16 protein-coding genes are annotated in these 18533 nt (G+C 70.8%); 5 read left to right on the top strand and 11 right to left on the bottom strand.

Going from position 1 to position 18533, the window contains the following annotated elements; genetic code table 11:
- On the bottom strand, positions 1–383 hold a 383-nt coding region (locus tag HWX25_RS28035; RefSeq protein ID WP_175911690.1), incomplete at its 3' end, for an amidohydrolase family protein.
- 19 nt (positions 384–402) lie between these two features.
- The gene (locus tag HWX25_RS28040) at positions 403–570 is read right to left on the bottom strand and encodes a DUF1427 family protein (RefSeq protein WP_059691222.1); all 168 of its coding nucleotides are present in this window, start codon (positions 568–570) and stop codon (positions 403–405) included.
- Positions 571–683: 113 nt separating this feature from the next.
- Between HWX25_RS28040 and HWX25_RS28045 the strand changes: the two genes are divergently transcribed.
- The gene (locus tag HWX25_RS28045; protein WP_059815451.1) at positions 684–1607 is read left to right on the top strand and encodes a LysR family transcriptional regulator; all 924 of its coding nucleotides are present in this window, start codon (positions 684–686) and stop codon (positions 1605–1607) included.
- 18 nt (positions 1608–1625) lie between these two features.
- On the opposite strand, the gene HWX25_RS28050 is transcribed toward HWX25_RS28045, so the two are convergent.
- Positions 1626–2312 (bottom strand): hydrolase, encoded by a 687-nt coding sequence (locus tag HWX25_RS28050; protein ID WP_175911692.1) that lies wholly within the window; start codon positions 2310–2312, stop codon positions 1626–1628.
- Positions 2313–2595: 283 nt separating this feature from the next.
- Between HWX25_RS28050 and HWX25_RS28055 the strand changes: the two genes are divergently transcribed.
- The 4 genes from HWX25_RS28055 (at position 2596) to HWX25_RS28070 (ending at position 5810) form a co-directional block, all read left to right on the top strand.
- Positions 2596–2856 (top strand): DUF1427 family protein, encoded by a 261-nt coding sequence (locus tag HWX25_RS28055; protein ID WP_059523312.1) that lies wholly within the window; start codon positions 2596–2598, stop codon positions 2854–2856.
- A 10-nt stretch (positions 2857–2866) separates the two neighbouring features.
- Positions 2867–4447 carry a sodium:proton antiporter gene (locus HWX25_RS28060; RefSeq protein ID WP_175911694.1) on the top strand — a complete coding sequence of 527 codons (1581 nt, stop codon included), beginning with the start codon at positions 2867–2869 and terminating at the stop codon, positions 4445–4447.
- A 61-nt stretch (positions 4448–4508) separates the two neighbouring features.
- Complete coding sequence (locus HWX25_RS28065) at positions 4509–4901, top strand: OsmC family protein (RefSeq protein ID WP_059815458.1); 393 nt, start codon at positions 4509–4511, stop codon at positions 4899–4901.
- A gap of 24 nt (positions 4902–4925) precedes the next feature.
- Positions 4926–5810: a pirin family protein gene (locus HWX25_RS28070; RefSeq protein ID WP_175911696.1), complete on the top strand. Its 885-nt coding sequence runs from the start codon at positions 4926–4928 to the stop codon at positions 5808–5810.
- Positions 5811–5871: 61 nt separating this feature from the next.
- On the opposite strand, the gene HWX25_RS28075 is transcribed toward HWX25_RS28070, so the two are convergent.
- The 8 genes from HWX25_RS28075 to bcsZ form a co-directional block, all read right to left on the bottom strand.
- The gene (locus HWX25_RS28075; RefSeq protein ID WP_059691215.1) at positions 5872–6066 is read right to left on the bottom strand and encodes a hypothetical protein; all 195 of its coding nucleotides are present in this window, start codon (positions 6064–6066) and stop codon (positions 5872–5874) included.
- A complete protein-coding gene (gene bcsG / locus HWX25_RS28080) occupies positions 6048–7601 on the bottom strand; it encodes a cellulose biosynthesis protein BcsG (protein ID WP_175911698.1) in 1554 nt (517 codons plus the stop codon). Before bcsG ends, HWX25_RS28075 begins: the two co-directional genes overlap by 19 nt.
- 27 nt (positions 7602–7628) lie before the next feature.
- Positions 7629–10166 (bottom strand): UDP-forming cellulose synthase catalytic subunit, encoded by a 2538-nt coding sequence (gene bcsA, locus HWX25_RS28085; protein WP_175911700.1) that lies wholly within the window; start codon positions 10164–10166, stop codon positions 7629–7631.
- Positions 10163–10951: a cellulose biosynthesis protein BcsQ gene (bcsQ, locus tag HWX25_RS28090; protein WP_175911702.1), complete on the bottom strand. Its 789-nt coding sequence runs from the start codon at positions 10949–10951 to the stop codon at positions 10163–10165. Before bcsQ ends, bcsA begins: the two co-directional genes overlap by 4 nt.
- Entirely contained in the window at positions 10948–11157 is a 210-nt protein-coding gene (locus HWX25_RS28095; RefSeq protein WP_059815470.1) for a hypothetical protein, read from the bottom strand. The genes bcsQ and HWX25_RS28095 overlap by 4 nt, the downstream gene beginning before the upstream one ends.
- Entirely contained in the window at positions 11154–13109 is a 1956-nt protein-coding gene (gene bcsE / locus HWX25_RS28100; RefSeq protein WP_175911704.1) for a cellulose biosynthesis protein BcsE, read from the bottom strand. The genes HWX25_RS28095 and bcsE overlap by 4 nt, the downstream gene beginning before the upstream one ends.
- A gap of 294 nt (positions 13110–13403) precedes the next feature.
- Positions 13404–17327 (bottom strand): cellulose synthase subunit BcsC-related outer membrane protein, encoded by a 3924-nt coding sequence (locus HWX25_RS28105; protein ID WP_175911706.1) that lies wholly within the window; start codon positions 17325–17327, stop codon positions 13404–13406.
- The gene (gene bcsZ / locus HWX25_RS28110) at positions 17312–18532 is read right to left on the bottom strand and encodes a cellulose synthase complex periplasmic endoglucanase BcsZ (protein ID WP_175911708.1); all 1221 of its coding nucleotides are present in this window, start codon (positions 18530–18532) and stop codon (positions 17312–17314) included. Before bcsZ ends, HWX25_RS28105 begins: the two co-directional genes overlap by 16 nt.
- Between the last annotated feature and the right edge of the window lies 1 nt (position 18533).

Here is an 18533-nt window from a genome sequence, read left to right on the forward strand (position 1 = left end):
TTCTCCACGAACTGATGTTCGGTGAAGCCGCCGACCACGCGCACCCACTGCGGCGCGGGCGTGATCGCGACCTGACGCTTGAGCATCTCCATCGCGACGGCGAGCGAAGGCACGCCGTCCCAGCGCAGCTCCATGTTGTAGTTCAGGCCGCCACGAATCACGTGGCAGTGGTTGTCGATCAGGCCCGGCAGCACGCCGCGGCCGTCGAGGTCGACCACCTTCGTCGCGCGGCCCGCGAGCGGCATCACGTCCGCGTCGTGGCCGACCGCGACGAAGCGGCCATCCTTGATCGCGACGGAAGTCGCGACGGGGTTCGTGCGGTCGAGGGTCGTGAATCTTCCGTTATGGAGGATCAGATCCGGTTGGCTGTCGGTCGTGCTCATCAATATGTCCTCGATGCAATCAGAAACCGAGCCAGTGACGGACCGGTGCGACGGCCGCCACGCCGATCAGCATGCCGGCCAGACCGACCAGCGCGATCAGCGGCGGTGCGGGCGAGCGCACCTTGATCACGCTGTACACGACGCCGATCAACACGCCGGCGCCCAATGAAGCCAGATACGATTCCATACGCCCTTCCCGACTGAATTAGAATGTGCCGCAGTGCCGCCCGGGCGCCGTGCGTCGGCAGCCCGAACCGTTTCCGCCTCGTTCGCTTCACTTCGCCGCCACGCTCTCCAGCCATGCAACATCTTCCCGATCTCGAAGCCTGGGCCATCTTCGCGCGCGTCGCCGAGACCGGTTCGTTCGCCAAGGCGGCCGACCTGCTCGGCATCTCGCAACCGACCGTGTCGAAAGCGATCGCACGCCTCGAAAAGCGCCTCGGCGCGATGCTGCTGTACCGCACGTCGCGCAAGCTGTCGCTCACGCCGACCGGCGAACTGCTGCGCGATCGCGCGATCCGCCTGCTCGCCGACGCCGAGATGATCGAGGACGAGGCCTCCGCGCACGCGCTCGAACCGCACGGCCTCGTGCGCGTGAACGCGCCGATGTCGTTCGGGCTGCACCACCTGGCGCCGGTGCTGCCCGCGTTTCTCGAACGCTACCCGCGCGTCGACATCGATCTCGTGCTGTCCGACCAGTTCGTCGACATCGTGTCGGGCGGCTTCGACGTCGCGATCCGGATCGCCGAGCTGAACGATTCCTCGCTGCGGGCGCGTCGTCTGTGCGCGGTGCGCCGGCCGCTCGTCGCATCGCCTGCGTATCTCGATCGGCATGGCCGGCCGACCCATCCGAGCGAACTCGACCGGCACGTGTGCCTGACCTACACGAACATCCCGACACCCGACTACTGGCGCTTTCGCCACACCGCGTCGAACGACGAAATCGGCATCCCCGTGCGCGGCCGCATCCGCACCAACAACGCCGACGTCATCGGCCCCGCGCTTCTTGCAGGCCACGGTCTCGCGCTGCAGCCGACGTTCCTGGTGTGGGACGCACTGCAAAGCGGCGAGCTCGAGGAAGTCATGCACGACTGGAAAATCGCCGATATCAACGTCAATCTCGTCACGCCGCCCGGCATGCTGCGTGCCGCGCGCGTGACGGCGCTGCTCGAGTTCCTCGTCGAACATCTGTCACACGCGCCGTGGGCACTGCCGCCCGTCTGAACGGGCGGCCCGTGCCCGTTACTTCGCCGGGACGGCCGGAATCGATTCGTGCGGCGTCGCGGTGCGCTGCGCGGCCTTGTGAACCATCGTGTACGCGTAGTCGACGCCCATGCCGTACGCGCCCGAATGTTCCTTCGCGACCGCCATCACGGCGTCGTAGGTGTCGCGGCGGGCCCAGTCGCGCTGCCACTCGAGCGCGACCTGCTGCCAGGTGACGGGCACGACGCCGGCCTGGATCATCCGCTGCATCGCGAAGTCGTGCGCGTCCTTCGACGTGCCGCCCGACGCGTCGGCCACCATGTAGATTTCGTAATCGCCTTCGAGCATCGCGCTGAGCGCGAACGTCGTATTGCAGACTTCCGTCCACAGGCCCGACACGACCACCTTCTTGCGGCCGTTCGCGGCCAGCGCATCGCGCACCTTCTGGTCGTCCCACGAGTTCATCGACGTGCGTTCGAGCGTCTTCTGGTTCGGGAACACGTCGAGCAGCTCGGGATAGGTGTAACCCGAGAAGCTGTCGCTTTCGACGGTCGTGATCGTGGTCGGGATGTTGAATGCCTTCGCGGCCTTGGCCAGCCCGACGACGTTGTTCTTCAACGTCTGGCGATCGATCGACTGCACGCCGAACGCCATCTGCGGCTGCTGGTCGATGAAGATCAATTGGCTGTTCTGGGGGGTGAGGACTTCAAGCTTCGGGTTGCTCATGGCGCGAATCATCCTTTGGACAGGAAACGTTTGAGGCTTGCCTCGACCGGAAACCGGGAGGAGCCGACTGTGCGTTACCCCGGAACGGCGTCTTCCGGTTGCAGCCATTTAATCGGAAAAGTCGCGGCTCGAACATCCAAGAAATGGAATCGATCGAATTCCGAAAGAGAGGGCTCTCAAAGGGCCGTCCGCCCTTTTGTTCCACACGTAAACCCGATACGCTTCCAGCACGTTGAAGGCGCGCCCTTCGCCCCCGATCAGCCTATCACGAGAGGTTTTCACCATGAAACCGTATTTTCTGTCGCTGTTCGCAGGCATCCTCGCCGGCGTCATCTACGGCGCGCTCGGCGTGAATTCGCCGGCACCGCCGATCATCGCGCTCCTCGGCCTGCTCGGCATGCTGGCAGGCGAACAGATCCTGCCGCTCGCGCGCCGGATGCTGTCCGGCTACCGGCTGAATACCGCGTGGCGCGACGCACAATGCAGCCAGCACATGTTCGGCACGCTGCCGGGCGGCGCCGCGAACGACCGCAAGCCGTCGTGATGCACGGCTCATGAACAACGTCGAACTGTTTCATTACCTGCTGCTGTTGATCTGCGGCGCGGGCGCGCTCACGTGGCTCGCGGAGCGGATCTCGATTCCACCGGCCGTCGTGCTGCTGCTCGGCGGCTGCGTGGTGGCCGTCGCCGGCAAGCGCGTGCCCGACATGGACCCGGCGCTGCTGCTTGCGGCCGTGCTGCCGCCGCTGCTGATGTCGAGCGGTTTCTATACGGCATGGAAGGAATTCCGGCACGAGCTCGGGTCGATCGCATCGCTCGCGCTCGGCGCGGTGGCGTTCACGACGGTTGCGGTCGCGCTCGCCGTGCATGCGGTCAATCCGGCGCTGCCGTGGGCCGCGTGCTTCACGCTCGGCGCGATCGTCTCGCCGCCCGACGCCGTCGCCGCGAAGGCGATCCTGCAGCGCCATCCGCTGCCCGCCCGGCTCGTGGCGGTGCTCGAAGGCGAAAGCCTCGTCAACGATGCGTCGGGCCTGTTGCTGTATCAGATGGCCGTGTCGGCCGCGCTCGCCGTCACGATCACGACCGCGAGCGCCACCGGCCTGTTCTTCTCGCTCACGCTGATCGGCATCGCGGTCGGTCTCGCATGCGGCCATGCGATGTGCTGGGTGCTGCAGCGCCTGCGCGAGCCGATGCTCGGCATCGTCGTGACCTTCGCGATGGCGTGGGGCAGCTACGGGATCGCGGAAGCCGTGCACGGCTCGGGCGTGCTGTCGGTCGTGACGTGCGGCCTCGTGCTCGGCGTGCGCCAGCATCGCGTGTTCGACGCCGACATGCGGATCAAGGCGAAGGCGACCTGGGAAGCGATCGTGTTCGTGCTCGACGCGCTCGTGTTCATCCTGATCGGCCTCGCGCTGCACGCGATCCTCGCGCGCGTGAACCACGAAGGCGCGGTGCTGATGGCCGGCCTGCGCGTCGCGCTGCCGGCGACGGCCGCCGCGATCGCCGCGCGCGTCGTGTGGGTGTTCGTCGCGATGTGGCTGCCGGGCCGCCTGCGCGCGCCGCGCGCGGGCCACACGCCGTGGTCGTGGCGCGAGGCCGTCGTGCTCGGCTGGTCCGGCATGCGCGGCGTCGTGAGCCTCGCGGCCGCGATCGCGCTGCCGAACGACTTCCCCGGCCGCGACCTGATCCTGTTCAGCACGTTCCTGCTGATCATCGCGACGCTGGTCGTGCAAGGCGGCACGCTCGCGCCGCTGATCCGCGTGCTGAAGCTGCGCCCGGCCGCGCGGCACACGATGTCCGAGCATGCGGTGCGCGCCTACACGTTCGGTGCGGCGCTCGTCGAACTCGATGCTCGCGAACAGCGCGGCGCGGGCCTCGAACGCGCATCGCTCGACCGGCTGCTGACCGAATACCGCAGCCGCGTCGCGTTCAACGAACGCGCGCACCGCGACGGCGCCGAACCGGCGGACGTGCGCGCGCGAATGCTGCGCGTCGAGCTGGAACTGGTCGGCGTGTCGCGCGACGCGCTGCTCGGCCTGCATCGCGACGGCCGAGTCGACGACGCGGTGTTGCACCGCATAGAATCCGAGCTGGATTTCGAGGAACTGCGGCTGCAGCGCCTGCTCGAACCGTAACGCCTCGCGTGCCCGGCCATGCCCGGCCGGCCCGTCTCCCCTTTCCCCACATGGAATTGCAATGAGCGAACTGTCCGTCGAAGCGAGCATCGGCTCCGTCGATTACCTGGTCCATTTCACCGACGGCGTGCATCAGTGGCGCGCCGATGAACCGGCGGCGCTCGGCGGCGGCGACACCGCACCGACGCCCGTCGCGCTATTGCTGTCGAGCCTCGGCGCCTGCACCGCGATCACGCTGAAAATGTACGCGCAACGCAAGGGCTGGCCGCTCGCCGAAGTGCACGTGAAGCTCGCGCACGAATCGGGCAGCGCGGGCAGCACGATCATGCGCCGCATCACGCTCGACGGCGACCTGACCGACGAGCAGCGCGAGCGCCTGCTGCAGATCGCGAACGCGTGTCCGGTGCACAAGATCCTCACGCACCCGATCACGATCGATACGGCCATCGCCTGACTCACCGACACCGAGAAACCCACCATGTCCGCATCGATCAAGACCCTGCTTACGCCGCGCGAGAGCGACATCGGCAACCTCGTCGTGCGCCGCGTGCTGCCCGCGCGCGCCGCGCGCCTCGTCGGGCCGTTCATCTTCTTCGACGAAATGGGGCCGGCCGTGCTGCCGGCCGGCAGCGGGATCGACGTGTTGCCGCATCCGCACATCGGCCTCGCGACCGTCACCTACCTGTTCGACGGCACGCTGATGCATCACGACAGCCTCGGCTTCCGGCAGAAGATCGTGCCCGGCGACGTGAACTGGATGACGGCCGGGCGCGGCATCGTCCACTCGGAGCGCTCGCCCGACGAGGACCGCCCGCATGAACAGCCCGTGCACGGGATCCAGACCTGGGTCGCGCTGCCGGTCGAGCATGAGGACACCGCGCCCGCGTTCGTGCATCACGCGGCCGACACGCTGCCGTCGTTCACGCGCGACGGCGCGAGCGTGCGCGTGATCGCAGGCACCGCATTCGGGCTCACGTCGCCGGTCGCCGTGTTCTCGCCGACGCTCTATGCGTATGCGGAATTCGCCGCGGGCGGGCAACTCGCGCTCGATGCGGAACACGACGAGCGCGGCGTGTATCTCGTCGACGGCGACCTCACGATCGACGGCACGCCGCTCGCACCGGCGACGATGGCCGTGCTCGAACCCGGCGCGAACGTCGCGCTCGCCAGCGGGAACGGCGCGCGCGTGATGCTGCTCGGCGGTGCGCACCTGCCGGGCGAGCGGTTCATCGAATGGAATTTCGTGTCGAGCGAGCGCGCGAAGATCGAGGCGGCCCGCGACGCGTGGGCCGCGCAGACCTTCGGCAAGGTGCCGGGCGAGGAAAACGAGTGGACGCGCCAGCCGGCGCGCCGCGCGCAGTAAGCCGGCAGTAGTCGGCATCATCGATGCAACGCGGCCGGCATTCACGCCGGCCGCGTTGCGTTTACCGCTTCAATCCCATCAGCTTCGCGAGCACCGGCCAGCGGTCCAGCGATTCGACGAACGCGCGCCGCGCCTGCTCGTCGACGTAGCGTGCCGGGTCCAGCGCGGGCAAGTGCCGCGCGAGGCCGAGCACGTCGTTCGGTTGCGACAGGCGATCGTCGTCGCCTTCGCCGATGTTTACTGTTCGTCGATCCATACGCCGTCCGGAGTCTTGACCGCATAGCCGGCGCTCGTCTGCACCGTCACCGTGCCTTCGTTCTCGCCGACCATCCGCGTGCGCGGCAGGTCGGCCGCATATTGTGCAAGCGTCACGCCCGGCTTGAACGGGCTGTTCGACACGAGGTTCGACAGCAGCTGCGCGAGCGCGAGAAAGCTCGTCGGCTGGTCGATCACGGTCGTCGTGCCGTGATTGCCGGTGAAGCCGACGAGCCGCACGCCGACCGGCCCGTGAACGATGCGCGGCGTCGGAATCTCGCGCAGGCCCGCGACCTGGTTCTTGTCGCCGCGCAGCGCGGCGCCGTGCTCGGGCACGAACACGATCACCGCACGCCGGCCCGACTGCGCGATCAGGTCGGCGAGCCGGTCGAAGTCGTTCATCAGCTTGGTCGCGCGCTGCGGATACGAATCGATGCTGGTCAGCCCACTCCCCACCACGCGGTTGCCGTCGTGCAGGCTGATCGTGTTGTAGTACAGCGCGACCGGGCCCGGCATCGACGCGCGCTGCGCGTACCAGCTCGCGAGCGTGCCGTAATCGTCCTTGATCGCCGAGCCGTCGAACGCATGCATCGCGACCGGGGCGGCGGCGTTCGAGATCATCGGCGCGTCGGGCACGCCGATATTGTCGTGAATGACCTGGAGGAAGTTGTCGAAGTGGCCGTCGTGGTTCAGCAGCGACTGCACCCTGTAGCCGGCGGACGCGAGTTGCGAGAACAGGTGGCACTGCTGCGGCGCCGGTTTGTACAGGTCCGCATGCGCTTCCTGCCCGCAGCTCGCGCGCAGCACGCGGATCGCGGCCGGGCCGCTGTAGCTCGCGGCCGTGCTGAAGTTGTTGAACAGGTAGTCGAAGTGATTCAGCATCGGGTGATTGCGCACCTTCGCGGCATCGAGGTCGTCCCACGACAGCGAGCAGACGTGCAGCACGATCACGTCGAACTGCGCGGCCGGGTCGTTGCCGAGATGACCGAACGCGACCTGGCGCTGCGACTCCTGCGCGCGGAACGTCGCGAGCGCCGCGTTGTGATCCTCGGGCTGGCCGGCGCGCCCGCCCGTCGCGTCGGCCTGCTGCGGCAGCGGCGCGACGACGCGAGCCATCAGCCCGTTGCCGGCCTGCCACAGCGGCATCACGATCAGCACGGCGAGCACGAAGGTCGCGACACGCACCCAGCGATTGACGACGAAATAGACGATCAGCACGCCCGCGACCGTCAGCACCAGCACGGGCGGCAACAGGCGCGGCAGCAACTCCATCCAGTAATCGAGGCGGAACGTGCCGACCTCGCGCGCGGCTTCGGCGAGGCGCGCGAGCGGCGGCGCATGCATTTCGCGCGCGAGGAGCGGCACCGCGATCGCGATCGCGACGAGCTGCCTCACGATGCGCCACGCGCGGCGCCGGATCGGCGCGCTCACCGCAAGCGCCAGCGCGAACGCGAGGTTCGCGAGCCACAGCGGCTGCAGGTGGCCGGTCGCGAACAGCGCGAACTTCAGGATGAAATACAGATTCCAGAACGTCATTTAAACCACTCCGTGATGGACGCCGCGTCAGTCGCGCGCCCGATCGAGCTTCGGCGCCAGCATCGACTGCACGCCGCGCGCCGCGCCCTTCCACATTCGTACGTAACCATCCAGGCCCACGCGCAGCACTTCCTTCAGCCCGCGCAGCGGCGTGTCCGCGCGCGCGCTGGCGTGCCAGTCGAGCCACGCGTCCGCGCGGCCGAACGTGCACTGCACGAGCTGGCGCTCCTGCTCGAGCGTCAGCGCCTCGAAGCTCACGCCGACGTGCGTCGGCGTCACGCGACTCACGCGCACCGGGAACGGGAACGGCCGGTCGCCACGCGTCACGCACACCGTCAGCGTGTCGCCGACCGCGAGCGGCAGCCCCGGCACCGCTTCGAGGCCGAGGCCGCCGGTCGAGTAGTCGCTGGTGAAGCAAGCGGCCGTCGACCCGTCGGCGAGCAGCAGCGTCGCCGGCACGCGCATCGCGATCCGGTGCGTGACGCGCACCTGTTTGGTCTCGCGCGCGACGGCCAGCGCGGCGCCGAGCATCGCAAGGTTGTAGACGGTCCAGCCGAGCGTGATCAGGATCGTCGACGCCTCGTCGCCCTGATCGGCCGCGAGCCGCCACACGCCGGCCGCGATCGCGAGCACGTTCAGCGCGAACAGCACGAGGTACGGCTTCGACGTCGACCAGTCGACGTAGCCTTCGTCGATCTTGCCGCCCTTGTCGGTCACGTTGAACTTGCCGTGCTTCGGGCTGAAGAACGCGACGGTGGTCGGCAGCGCGATGTACCACGCGAGCACCGATTCATAGACCTCGGCCCAGAACGAGTGGCGATAGCGCCCCTGCATCCGCGAGTTCGCGACGTTCGCGAGCACCAGGTACGGGATCACGTAGCTCGCGAGCGCGATCGACGACGCATTGATGAAGTACAGGTGGAAGAACAGGTAGGCGAGCGGAATCGTCAGGAACACGAGCCGCGGGATCCCGTAGAAGAAATGCAGCATCGCATTGCCGTAGCAGATCCGCTGGATGAAGCCGAGCCCGCGCCCGAGGAACGGATTGTCGATCCGGAAGATCTGCGCCATCCCGCGCGCCCAGCGCGTGCGCTGCTTCACGTGGCCCGCGAGGCTCTCGGTCGCGAGGCCGGCCGCCTGCACGGTCGGCAGGTAGGCCGACGTGTAGCCGCGGCGATGCAGCTTGAGCGCGGTGTGCGCGTCCTCGGTCACGGTCTCGACGGCGACGCCGCCCACCTCCTCCAGCGCGCTGCGCTTGAGCACCGCGCACGATCCGCAGAAGAACGTCGCGTTCCACAGGTCGTTGCCCGACTGCACGAGCCCGTAGAACAGGTTGCCCTCGTTCGGGATCTCGCGGAACGTGCCGAGGTTGCGCTCGAACGGATCGGGCGAGAAGAAATGGTGCGGCGTCTGCACCAGCGCGCATTTCGGGTCGCGCAGGAACACGCCCATCGTCGTCTGCAGGAACGAGCGCGTCGGCACGTGATCGCAGTCGAAGATCGCGATGTATTCGCCGTGCGTCTTCGGCAGCGCGCGGTTGATGTTGCCGGCCTTCGCGTGGCGATTGTCGTCGCGCGTCAGGTAGCCGATCCCCGCTTCCCGCGCGAACGCCTCGAACTCGGGGCGGCGGCCGTCGTCGAGCAGGTACACGCGCAGCTTGGCCGTCGGCCAGTCGATGCTCTGCGACGCGAACACGGTCGGCTTCACGACCGACAGCGGCTCGTTGTAGGTCGGGATACAGATGTCGACGCTCGGCCAGCTGTCGGGATCGTCGGGCAACGGCACGATCGGCCGGTCGAGCGGCCAAGCGGTCTGTATGAAGCCGAGCAGCAGGATCATCCACGTGTAGGCTTCGGCACCGTACAGCAGGTAGCCGGCGAACGCCTCGACGGGGCTGCGGAAATCGAGCGTCTGGGTCGTGCGCCACCACACGTAGCGGACCGTGGCGAGCAGCGCGAGCGACGCGAGCGCGAGCGTCGGCAGATGGCCCGGCAGGCGGCGCAGCGCCAGCGCCAGCACCGCGACGATCGCGAAGAACGCGAACTGCGCGCCGGGCATCAGCGGCGACATCCCGGCCGCGGCCCACATCAGCGCACCGGCGATCAGCAGCAGCGGCGCGAGCCAGCGGTGCCGGCCGACGCCGTGCGCGCGCGCGTCGAGCCAGCCGCCCCAGCGCGCCCACGGCAGGCGCCCGAGCAGCGCGTCGAGGCGGGCGCCGAGCGCGCGCGCCGCGACGTAGACCGGCACGACGAACGTGTCGAACCATGCGAGCGGATCGCGCGCGGGCCGCTCGTCGGCCGCGCGCGGCGCGCGCACGATCGCACGCCACAGCCATTCGCGCGGGCTCAGCGGCTGCAGCACGCCCCACTCCTGCGCGAGCCACAGGAAGGCAACGCGCGCCCGGCGGCGCACGGGATCGGGCCGGCCGGGCGGCGGTGCATGGAAGAACAGCCGCACGAGCCAGTCGAGCAGCGTGCGCTGGGCCGGCAACCCGATCCCGCGCGCGCACCAGTCGATCGCGCGCCGGGCCGCGGCACGCCAGCGCGACGCGAACGCGGCCTTCATCGCCGCGCTCCCGTGCGGCCGGCCGCGGCCGCCGCGAGCCACGCGTCGACCCAGTTCGCGACGCCGTTCAGGTCGTGCGACGCCTGCGAATACGGCGCGTCGTCGAAGATCCAGGTGCCGCGCGCGAGCGTCTCGGGCACGGCCGCATCGACGTGAATCCGCTGTTCGAGCATCGACGCCGGCCCCGCGACCGCGCGCAGCATCGCGAGCGCATCGCGCTGCATGTCGCGCGCCGGGTTCAGCCGGTTCACGACAATCTGCAGGTCGCCGCCGCCGGCCCGCAGCGCGTCGAGGCGCGCGGCGACCGTCGCGCACGCGGCCGGTTCGGGCGGCACGACGACGAGCGTCAGGTCGGCGCGACGAATCGCCTGCTCGGCCTGCGGCGACGGATAGCGCGCGGTGTCGATCAGCACGACGCCTTCGGCCGGCAGCGCGATCTCGTCGAGCGCGCGCGACAGCCAGGCCGGATCGGCCGCGAGCCGCGCATCGCAGGCGGCGGCGCCCGCTGCGTCGACCTGGCCATACGGCACGAACAGCACGCCGTCGGCATTGCGCCACGTATGCGCGTGCCATGGCGCGGCGTCGCCGGCGTCACCGCGCAGGCTGTGCGCGAGCCCGTGCTCGGCCAGCGTGTCGAGACCGAGCGTCGCGCCCATCAGGTTCTGCGCGTCGAACTCGACCGCGACGACCGGCCGGCCGCGGCGCGCGAGCAGCACCGCGAGCGCGCCGGCGAGCGTCGTGCGGCCCGCGCCGCCGGTCGTCGACGTGACGGCGATCGTTTTCATGACGTGGCCTCGTCGGTACGGCCGGCTTCGGGCAGCAGGCGCCCGCGCAGCGCGACCGGCACGAGTTCGCACGGCACCGCGTCGCGCCGGTGCAACCCTCGCGGCGCATGAAAACCGCGGCCAAGGCCCAGGTGCTGCGCGACGATCCACACCGGCACCGCGATCGCGATGCCGACGACGAATCCGATGACGAGTTCGGCGATCATGCGCCCTCCGGCTTGCGCAGCGGCATCGCGCTGCGGATGGCGCCGCGCGTGCGCGCGACGGGAAATTCCGCGGATGGTGGCGGCGTATCTGCGGCCGACGTTGCGTCGTCGGCATGCGGCGTCGCATCGGCATGCGCGTCGACCGTCCCGGCCGCTGCGACGTCGGCGTCCGGTTCGGCGCGCGGCGCGACATCCTCCGCGCGTTCGATCGGCGCGCGCGCCGCGCCGGCCGGCTTCGCCGTCGCGAACAGGTCGCTGTAGTCGGCAATCGGCGCGCGCCGGTTCTCGGTCTTCAGCGCATCGAGCTCGGTGTCGATGCTGCCCTGTCCGAGACACACGACGCGATCGGACAGCGTGTCGACCGGCACGTCGAAGATCCGCGTCAGCGCGTCATCGGCATCGGCCGGCTCGCACGCGAACAGAAACACGTACAGGTGTCCGGCATCGGCGGTCACGACGTCGCCCGCGCGGCGCGGCCGGCAGTGCCGGAGCGCATCGACGTGCGACACGCCGGGCAGCAGCGCGATCTTCGCGAGCGTATGCGGCAACGCGAGCACGGCGCCGCGATCGAGCACCGCGCGAATCCGCAGACAGAAGGCGCCGACCGGCAGGTAGCCCAGCACCGAATCGCCGAGCGCGGCCGCGAGCGCCGCACGATAATCGGCCGCGACGGGCCGCGCATAGAGCTGCCCGCGCAGCGCGTTCACGGCCGCGTGCATCCGCGACACCGGCAGGTCGCGCGCGACGACGCGATTCGCGCCGACGCTCAGCACGAGCATCTCGAACTGCTGGCGCAGCACCTCGCCGCGCTCGACGACGGCGATCTTCAGTGCGCCGCCGGATTGCCGGCGCAGCGTGTGAACGGCCGCGCACAGCGCCTCGAGCTGCGCGTGCGTGCGGAACGCCAGAACCGCGGTCGCTGCCTGCGCATGCGCACAGGCGGCGACGACCGCCGCGTTGTCGTCGACGATTTCCCAGCCGGCAGGTACGCGGCTCGTTTCGTCGAGCACCGCGCGGCTGACGACGACACGATCCTCGTCGGTCGCGAGCTTCATCCGGCGCGACGGCTCGGCGGCGGCGCCGTCGACGATCGCGGCGAGCCGGCCGCTCGGCGCGAAACGTAGCGGCCGCACTTCACCGGCCGCGAGCGTGTCGCCGGCACGCCAGAAATCGACGACCCACAGCAGCTCGCCGTGCGTGCGCTGCAGCTGCGCGACGCCCGAGCACACCCCGTGAAAGCCGCTGCGCGGCGCGCGATTCGCATCGCGCACGAGCGGCGGATCGTCGGTATCGAGGTCGGCGCCGGTGCGCACGATCTCCGGATCGACCAGCAGCACCAGCGCGATCCGGTGCGTGCGGCACCAGTCGGCGAGCGCGTGTGCCTCTTCCGCGAGTGCCGCCGGATCGCCCCAGCTGAACCAGCGCTGCGCGCCTTCGATGAAATACAGCGAGCGCGCGCGAAAGCCGTAGCGCTTCATCGCGCGCAAGCCACCCGTGAGCCGTGCGAACGGACCGGGCGCCGCACGACGCGGCGCAGCGGGGTCGCGCGCGGCATCGCCGTCGGCCGGCTCGTGCGCGGGCGGCATCGCCAGCACGTTCAGGTTGCGCGGCCAGCCGGCCGGCTGCGCGCCGCCCGCGAAACCGCGCGACGCCATCTGCGCGGCGACGCGCGCCGCGTCGCGCGACAGCACGACCGTCACGTCGCGCGTGCGCGACTGCCGCGCGCTTTCCCACACCAGCGCGTCGCACGCCGGCGTGCCGGCAGCGGCATAGATCGCGTACAGGCCGCCCGCTTCCAGCTGCGTCCACGTATCGGGCAGGCCGTCGATCGCGAGCCGGCTCAGCGGGCCGGCCCGGCCACCGGCCGGCCCGGTGCGCAGCAGCGCGCGCAGGCGGCCCAGCAGGCCGGCGGCGCCCAGCGCGGGACGGGTTGCATCGATTTCCGTATTCACGCGCTTCCCCTAGGGTCTGCTTGCATATGGAACGCACATGCGTTGCCACGAGAACGGCCGCTCGCGAGGCGTGGGACGCCGCGAATACCGGCCGTATTCGCAAGGAGCACAACGCGGCGAGCGGCCGTTCTCGTGGCAACCCCAAACCAAAAAACCATTCCAGGGGAACGCCCGAAATCGCCCGCATGGCAGCGTCGCTCGTCTCTTGTTTGGCTCGGCCAAACGGCGCTCCTCACTTCTTGCCCTACGAGCGATTTCGGGCATTCGCATGTACGTTCCATATGCAAGCAGACCCTAGTAATCCGAATAAAGCCGCACCGGCGTCGGCGTGACGAGCCAGTTGCGCTCCGCGCGTGCGTCGAACGCATAGCGCAGGTACACGAGCGCCGAACTCGGCGCATAGTCGTGCGACCGGTCGATGTGCAGTTGCGCGCCGACACTCAGGTGCGGATTCACGCGATATTCGACGATGCCGTTCACGCCGTACGAGAACGACACGCCGCGCGTCGAACTGCCCGCATAGACGAGCCCCGCCGCCTCCTGCGCGGCGCGCTGGTTCGCGAAGGTCGGGTAGAACAGCGAATCCTTTTCGTAGCTGTTCGAGATCCCGGCCGTGACGGTCAGGTCCCACGACAGCGCATCGCGCCGCCCGGCCCACTCGATCGGCACGCCGAGCGACAGGTAGCGCTGCGGGCTGTAGTAACCGCCCTGCCCGTACGTGTAGTAACGCAGGTTCTGCGCGTAGTGCCACGCATTGCCGACGAGCCCCGTGCTCACCTTCATCGTCGCGCGTTCGTACACGGGCACCGTGAAGCCGGAGCGCAGCGTGACTTCCGCGTTGCGCTCGACGTTGCGGCCGGACAGCACGCCCGCGCCGAGTTCGGCGAACAGGTTCACGCGCCCGACGTCGACCGCCGCGCGCAGGTTCACGCCATCGCGACGCACGCCGCCCCATACGGCCCCGGTCCACGGATCGCGCATCCCCGCATACGACAGCACGCTGCTCGTCTCCGGCCGGCGCGACGCGTTCACGGTGAAGCTCGCCGGCCCCGCGTCGAAGCGGTAGCGTACGCCGCCGACCAGGTAATGCACCGGAAAGCCGAGCGGCGACGTGCCGAGATCGACGCGCCATGCGTCCGTGCGATAGCCGGCGCCGAGCGCGACGCCCGTCATCGGCTGATGCAGGTCGCCCGGCGGATGCGCGATCAACGCGGCGGCCGCGGGATTCGCGACGAACGGCGCGGGCAGCCCGATCGGCGCGTTGAGCGCCGCGTAGGTCCCGAACGTCTTCAGCGAATACGCGTTCGGGTCGCTCGTATCGAGCGTGCCGGCATCCAGATGCACGGTGTCGAGCTGAAGGAACGCATGCCCGTCGTAGCGCACCGGCATCTGCACGTAGATCGGCACCTGCTGCGCGCGGTACGCGGAAATCCCTTCGTCGCCCGATTTGTACGCGGGCAGCCAGCCGATCTCGATCTCGGGATCGCGCCGCTGCGCAAGATCCGCGAACGCGGCCTGCGCGGGCGTGCGACCGTCGCGGCCAGGGCTCACGCCGCTCGTGCGCTCCTGCGACAGCGACAGCCGGTACAGCGATGCGGCATCGTCGTAGCGGCCCTGCGCCTCGGCCACGCGCCCCGCCGCGACCGTCACGTCGGCACGCGCGGGGTACGCGGCCTGCAGCGGGTCGATCACCTGCGCGGCTTCGTCCGGGCGGCGCAGCGCGTTCAGCCGGCGCACGACCGACAGCCGCGTATCGACGTCGTCGTCCGGCGTGCGCGCGAGCACGGCCTGCACGCGTGCGAGCGCGGCCGCGCGGTGGCCGCTGTCCTCGTCGATGCGCGCGAGCGCGAGCTGCGTATCGGCATCGTCCGGCGTGCGCGCGACGACCGGCGCGAGCGCGTCGCGTGCCGCGTCGTAACGGCCCTGCGCGCGTTCGAGGTCGGCCAGTTCGAGTGCGTAGCGCTTGTCCGCGCGGCCGGCCGGGCTCGCCCGATCGAGCAGCGTGCGGGCGCGCGCATAGTCCCGTTGCGCGATCGCGTCGTCCGTCTGCCGCAGCACGAGCCGCAGCGACTGGTCCTCGATCCGCGCGGTCTGTGCCGGCGTCAGCGCCGGCTCGCGACGCAGCGTGTCGAGCCACGCGGCGAGGGCGTCGTCGCGCCCCGCGCTGCCGAGCAGGTCGCCGTAGCGCAGCCGCACGTCGGGATCGGCCTCGCGCGGATGCGCGGCGATCCAGTCGCGCAACGGCGCGAGGCCGCGCTCGGGTTCGCCCGCGTCGATCCACTGCGCGCCGACCGCGGCCAGCATGTCGGGATCGTCCGGCGCGCTGGCCTGCGCATGGGCGAGCGACGCGGCGAAGGCCGCACGATCGCCACGGCCGAGTGCGCCGCGCGCGCCTGCCAGCGAACCTTCCGCGTCGAGCTTGCGTGCGAGCGCACGCATGCCGTCCGAGCGTCGCGCATCGTCGACGCCCGCGAGCGCGGCCTGCGCGCCCGCGATGTCGTCGAGCGAGTTGCGATACAGCGCGGCCGCATAGCGCATCTCGGGCGTGTCGCTTTGCGCGAGCCCGTCGTCCATCACCGTGCGGCCGAGCTGCGGCAGCCCCATGTCGCGATACAGCCGCGCAAGCGCGAAGCGCGTCCACGGCGCATCGGGCGCCGCGCGCACCGCCGCTTCGTAGCGTTGTGCGGCCGGCCCGCGTTCGCCCTTGTCCGCCAGCGCGCGCGCCTCGCTCGCGAGCAGGTCGGCGCGCAGCCCGTCGAGCGCGTGGCGATCGTCGCGGCCCGTCACGCAGCTCTGCAGCGCGTCGAGCAGCGGGCCGATGCGATCCGCGCGGCCGGTGTTCTCGTACAGCGTCGCGGTGCCGCGCACCGCCGACAGGTTCGGCGAACGTGCGGCGAGCAGTTCGCGCAACAACGGCTCCGCGCGCGCCCAGTCGCGCTGCGCGAGCAGCGCATCGGCAAGCTGAAGCTTCGCGTCCGGGCTGTCGGGCTGCATCGCGAGCGCGGCGCGCGCCGCGCGCTCGGCATCCTGCGGCCGTCCGGCCGACGCCGCTGCGCGCCCCTGCGCGATCACCCCCCAGAACTGCGCTGTGCGCGCGAGGCTCTGCCACTTGCTGCGCTGGTCGGTCGACAGCGCTGCGGCACGCGTGAACAGCGCGCGCGCTTCGTCGTGCCGGCCTTCGCGCAGGCGCAGCAGGCCGAGCCCGCCGACCGCATCGGCATCACCCGCGCGCGCCTGCGCGGCGCGCGCGAGCAGCGGATCGGCGCCGCTCAGGTCGCCGCGCGCGAGCGCCTGCAAGCCGCGCTGTTGCGCGATGTAGCCCGGATCGCGCTCGAGCAGCCGCTGCGCGTCGCGCTGCCGCTCGAGTGCGGCGGCGCGATCGCGGAATTCGGTGTCGTCCGGCACGAGCGCGAGATAGGCACGCAATGCGTCGAGATAGGCGGGATCGGTGCCGGCGGACTGCAGCACGCGCCGCCACACGGTCATCGCTTCCGTATGGTCGGCGTCGGGCCGCTTCGCGAGCGACCACGCGATGCGGTTCGCCTCCGCACGCGTGTCGTCGCGCTGGTTCAGGAGCCGCGCGAGCGCCAGCGCCGCGTTCGAATCCTGCGGGTCGGCCGCGACCGCGCGGCGCAGCGCGGCGACCGCCGGTTCGCGGCCGCCCGGCGCGTTCGCGACGATCTGGTAATACTCGGCGCCCAGCGCACCGGACGGCGCGCCGTTCGGAAACAGCGCGACGATCCGGCGAGCCGCCTCGTCGGCGCGGCCGCTGCGCGCAAGCAGCCGGATCTGCGCTATCTCGCCGCGGCCGCTCGTCGCGACGCGGTATTCGTCGGCCGCGCGGCGCGTGTCGGGCGCCGCGGGCGCGCGCGCCTGCAGGCGCGCCAGCGTGGCCTGCGCGCCTTGCGCGTCGCCGAGCCGCAGCAGCACGCGCACCTGTTCCGCGAGCAGTTCGGGATCGTCCGGCGCGATCAGGAGCCCTTTGCGCAGGGCGTCGCGCGCGAGGTCGTCGCGATGCTTGGCGCCCCACATGCGGGCGGTCGCGAGCTGACGCCGCGCCTCGGGCGACGTGGCCGAGGCCGGCGCCGACACGGCATTCGGCGCGACGGGTTTCGTCGCCGCGACGGCGACCGTGGCCGGCGCCGCCGCGGAGACCGACGACGCGAGCCACGCAAGCCCCGCGACACGCCGCGCGCCGTGCTTCATCGGGCCGCGCATGAACGGCCCTCCCAGCGCGCATCGAGCGACCCGTCCGCGCCGAACCGGTAACGGCCCTCGCGCCAGCCGAGGCCGAACAGCGTCAGCACGCTCGTGTAATAACCGGGTGCCGACTGGCGCGCGAGCGCGTCGACACGGGCCGCCTGCGCATCGGCGAGCGCATGCTGGCCGCGCGCGTCGAGGAACGGCACGGCCGCCGCCGAGAAGCCGCCGTTGCCGTCGTTCGGCCCCGCGACGCCGGTCGTCGTATCGACCTTCTCCGGCGGCGCGCCATGCGCGGCGATGTAATCGGCGAACGGCGCGAAGCGCGCGAGCAGCGGCGCGGCGAGCGGATCGGCGCGATCGAGCATGCCGGCCCACAAATACACGCGTATCGCGTTGTACGCGCTTTCCGCGTGGGTCTGCGGATCGGGCGCGAAGCCGGCGCCGGCGCGATACAACGCCCAGTCCGGCGCAAAGCCCTTGGGCGCGGTGTCGAGCAGCACACGGCCGGTGCTGGCCGCGAGCGCGGCCCAGCGGCGATCGTCCGGCAGGCGCGCGGCGAGCCCGCGGATCACCTGCGGCGGCGAATAGCTCGGGTTCACGCGCCATCGACCGTCGGCCAGCTTGAATCCGGTCGGCCCGGGCAGCAGCGTGAGGCCGAGGCCCGGCACGCTGGCCGTCTCGTCGTCGAGCACGCGCTTCGCGAGCAGCGCGCCGCGCGCGGTGTAGCTGCGCTCGCGCCACAGCCGTCCGGCTTCGACGAGCGTGTACGCGATCCACAGGTCGGCATCGGACGCCGCGTTCGCGTCGAGCACGCGCCACGCGCCGTCCGGCGCGCGGCCCCACAGCCACGCCGGCAGACGGGCGCTCAGGTCGCCCTGCGCGAGGTTGTTCTCGGTCCATGCGAGGATCGTGTCGAACGTGTGCCGGTCGTTCGCGACGAGCGCGAAGAACAGTCCATACGCCTGCCCCTCCGATACCGTGCGCGAATCCGTCGAGCCGACGTCGATCACCCGGCCGTCGGCCGACACGAAATCGCGCTTGAACGCGTCCCAGCGCGGCCACACCGCGCCGCACCGCACGTCGGCCGCGCCGCCTTGCGCGGCCTGCGCGCCCCCGGCGGCGCCGGCCACCGCGCACACGGCCGCGACGGCCAGCACGAGCGTCGTGCCGACCCGCCGCGCCGGCTGCGTTGCCCGTCGCCTTGCGAATGCCCACGCCATC

This window comes from Burkholderia sp. BCC1640, from assembly GCF_902833125.1.
GTDB classification, from domain to species: Bacteria; Pseudomonadota; Gammaproteobacteria; order Burkholderiales; family Burkholderiaceae; genus Burkholderia; species Burkholderia diffusa.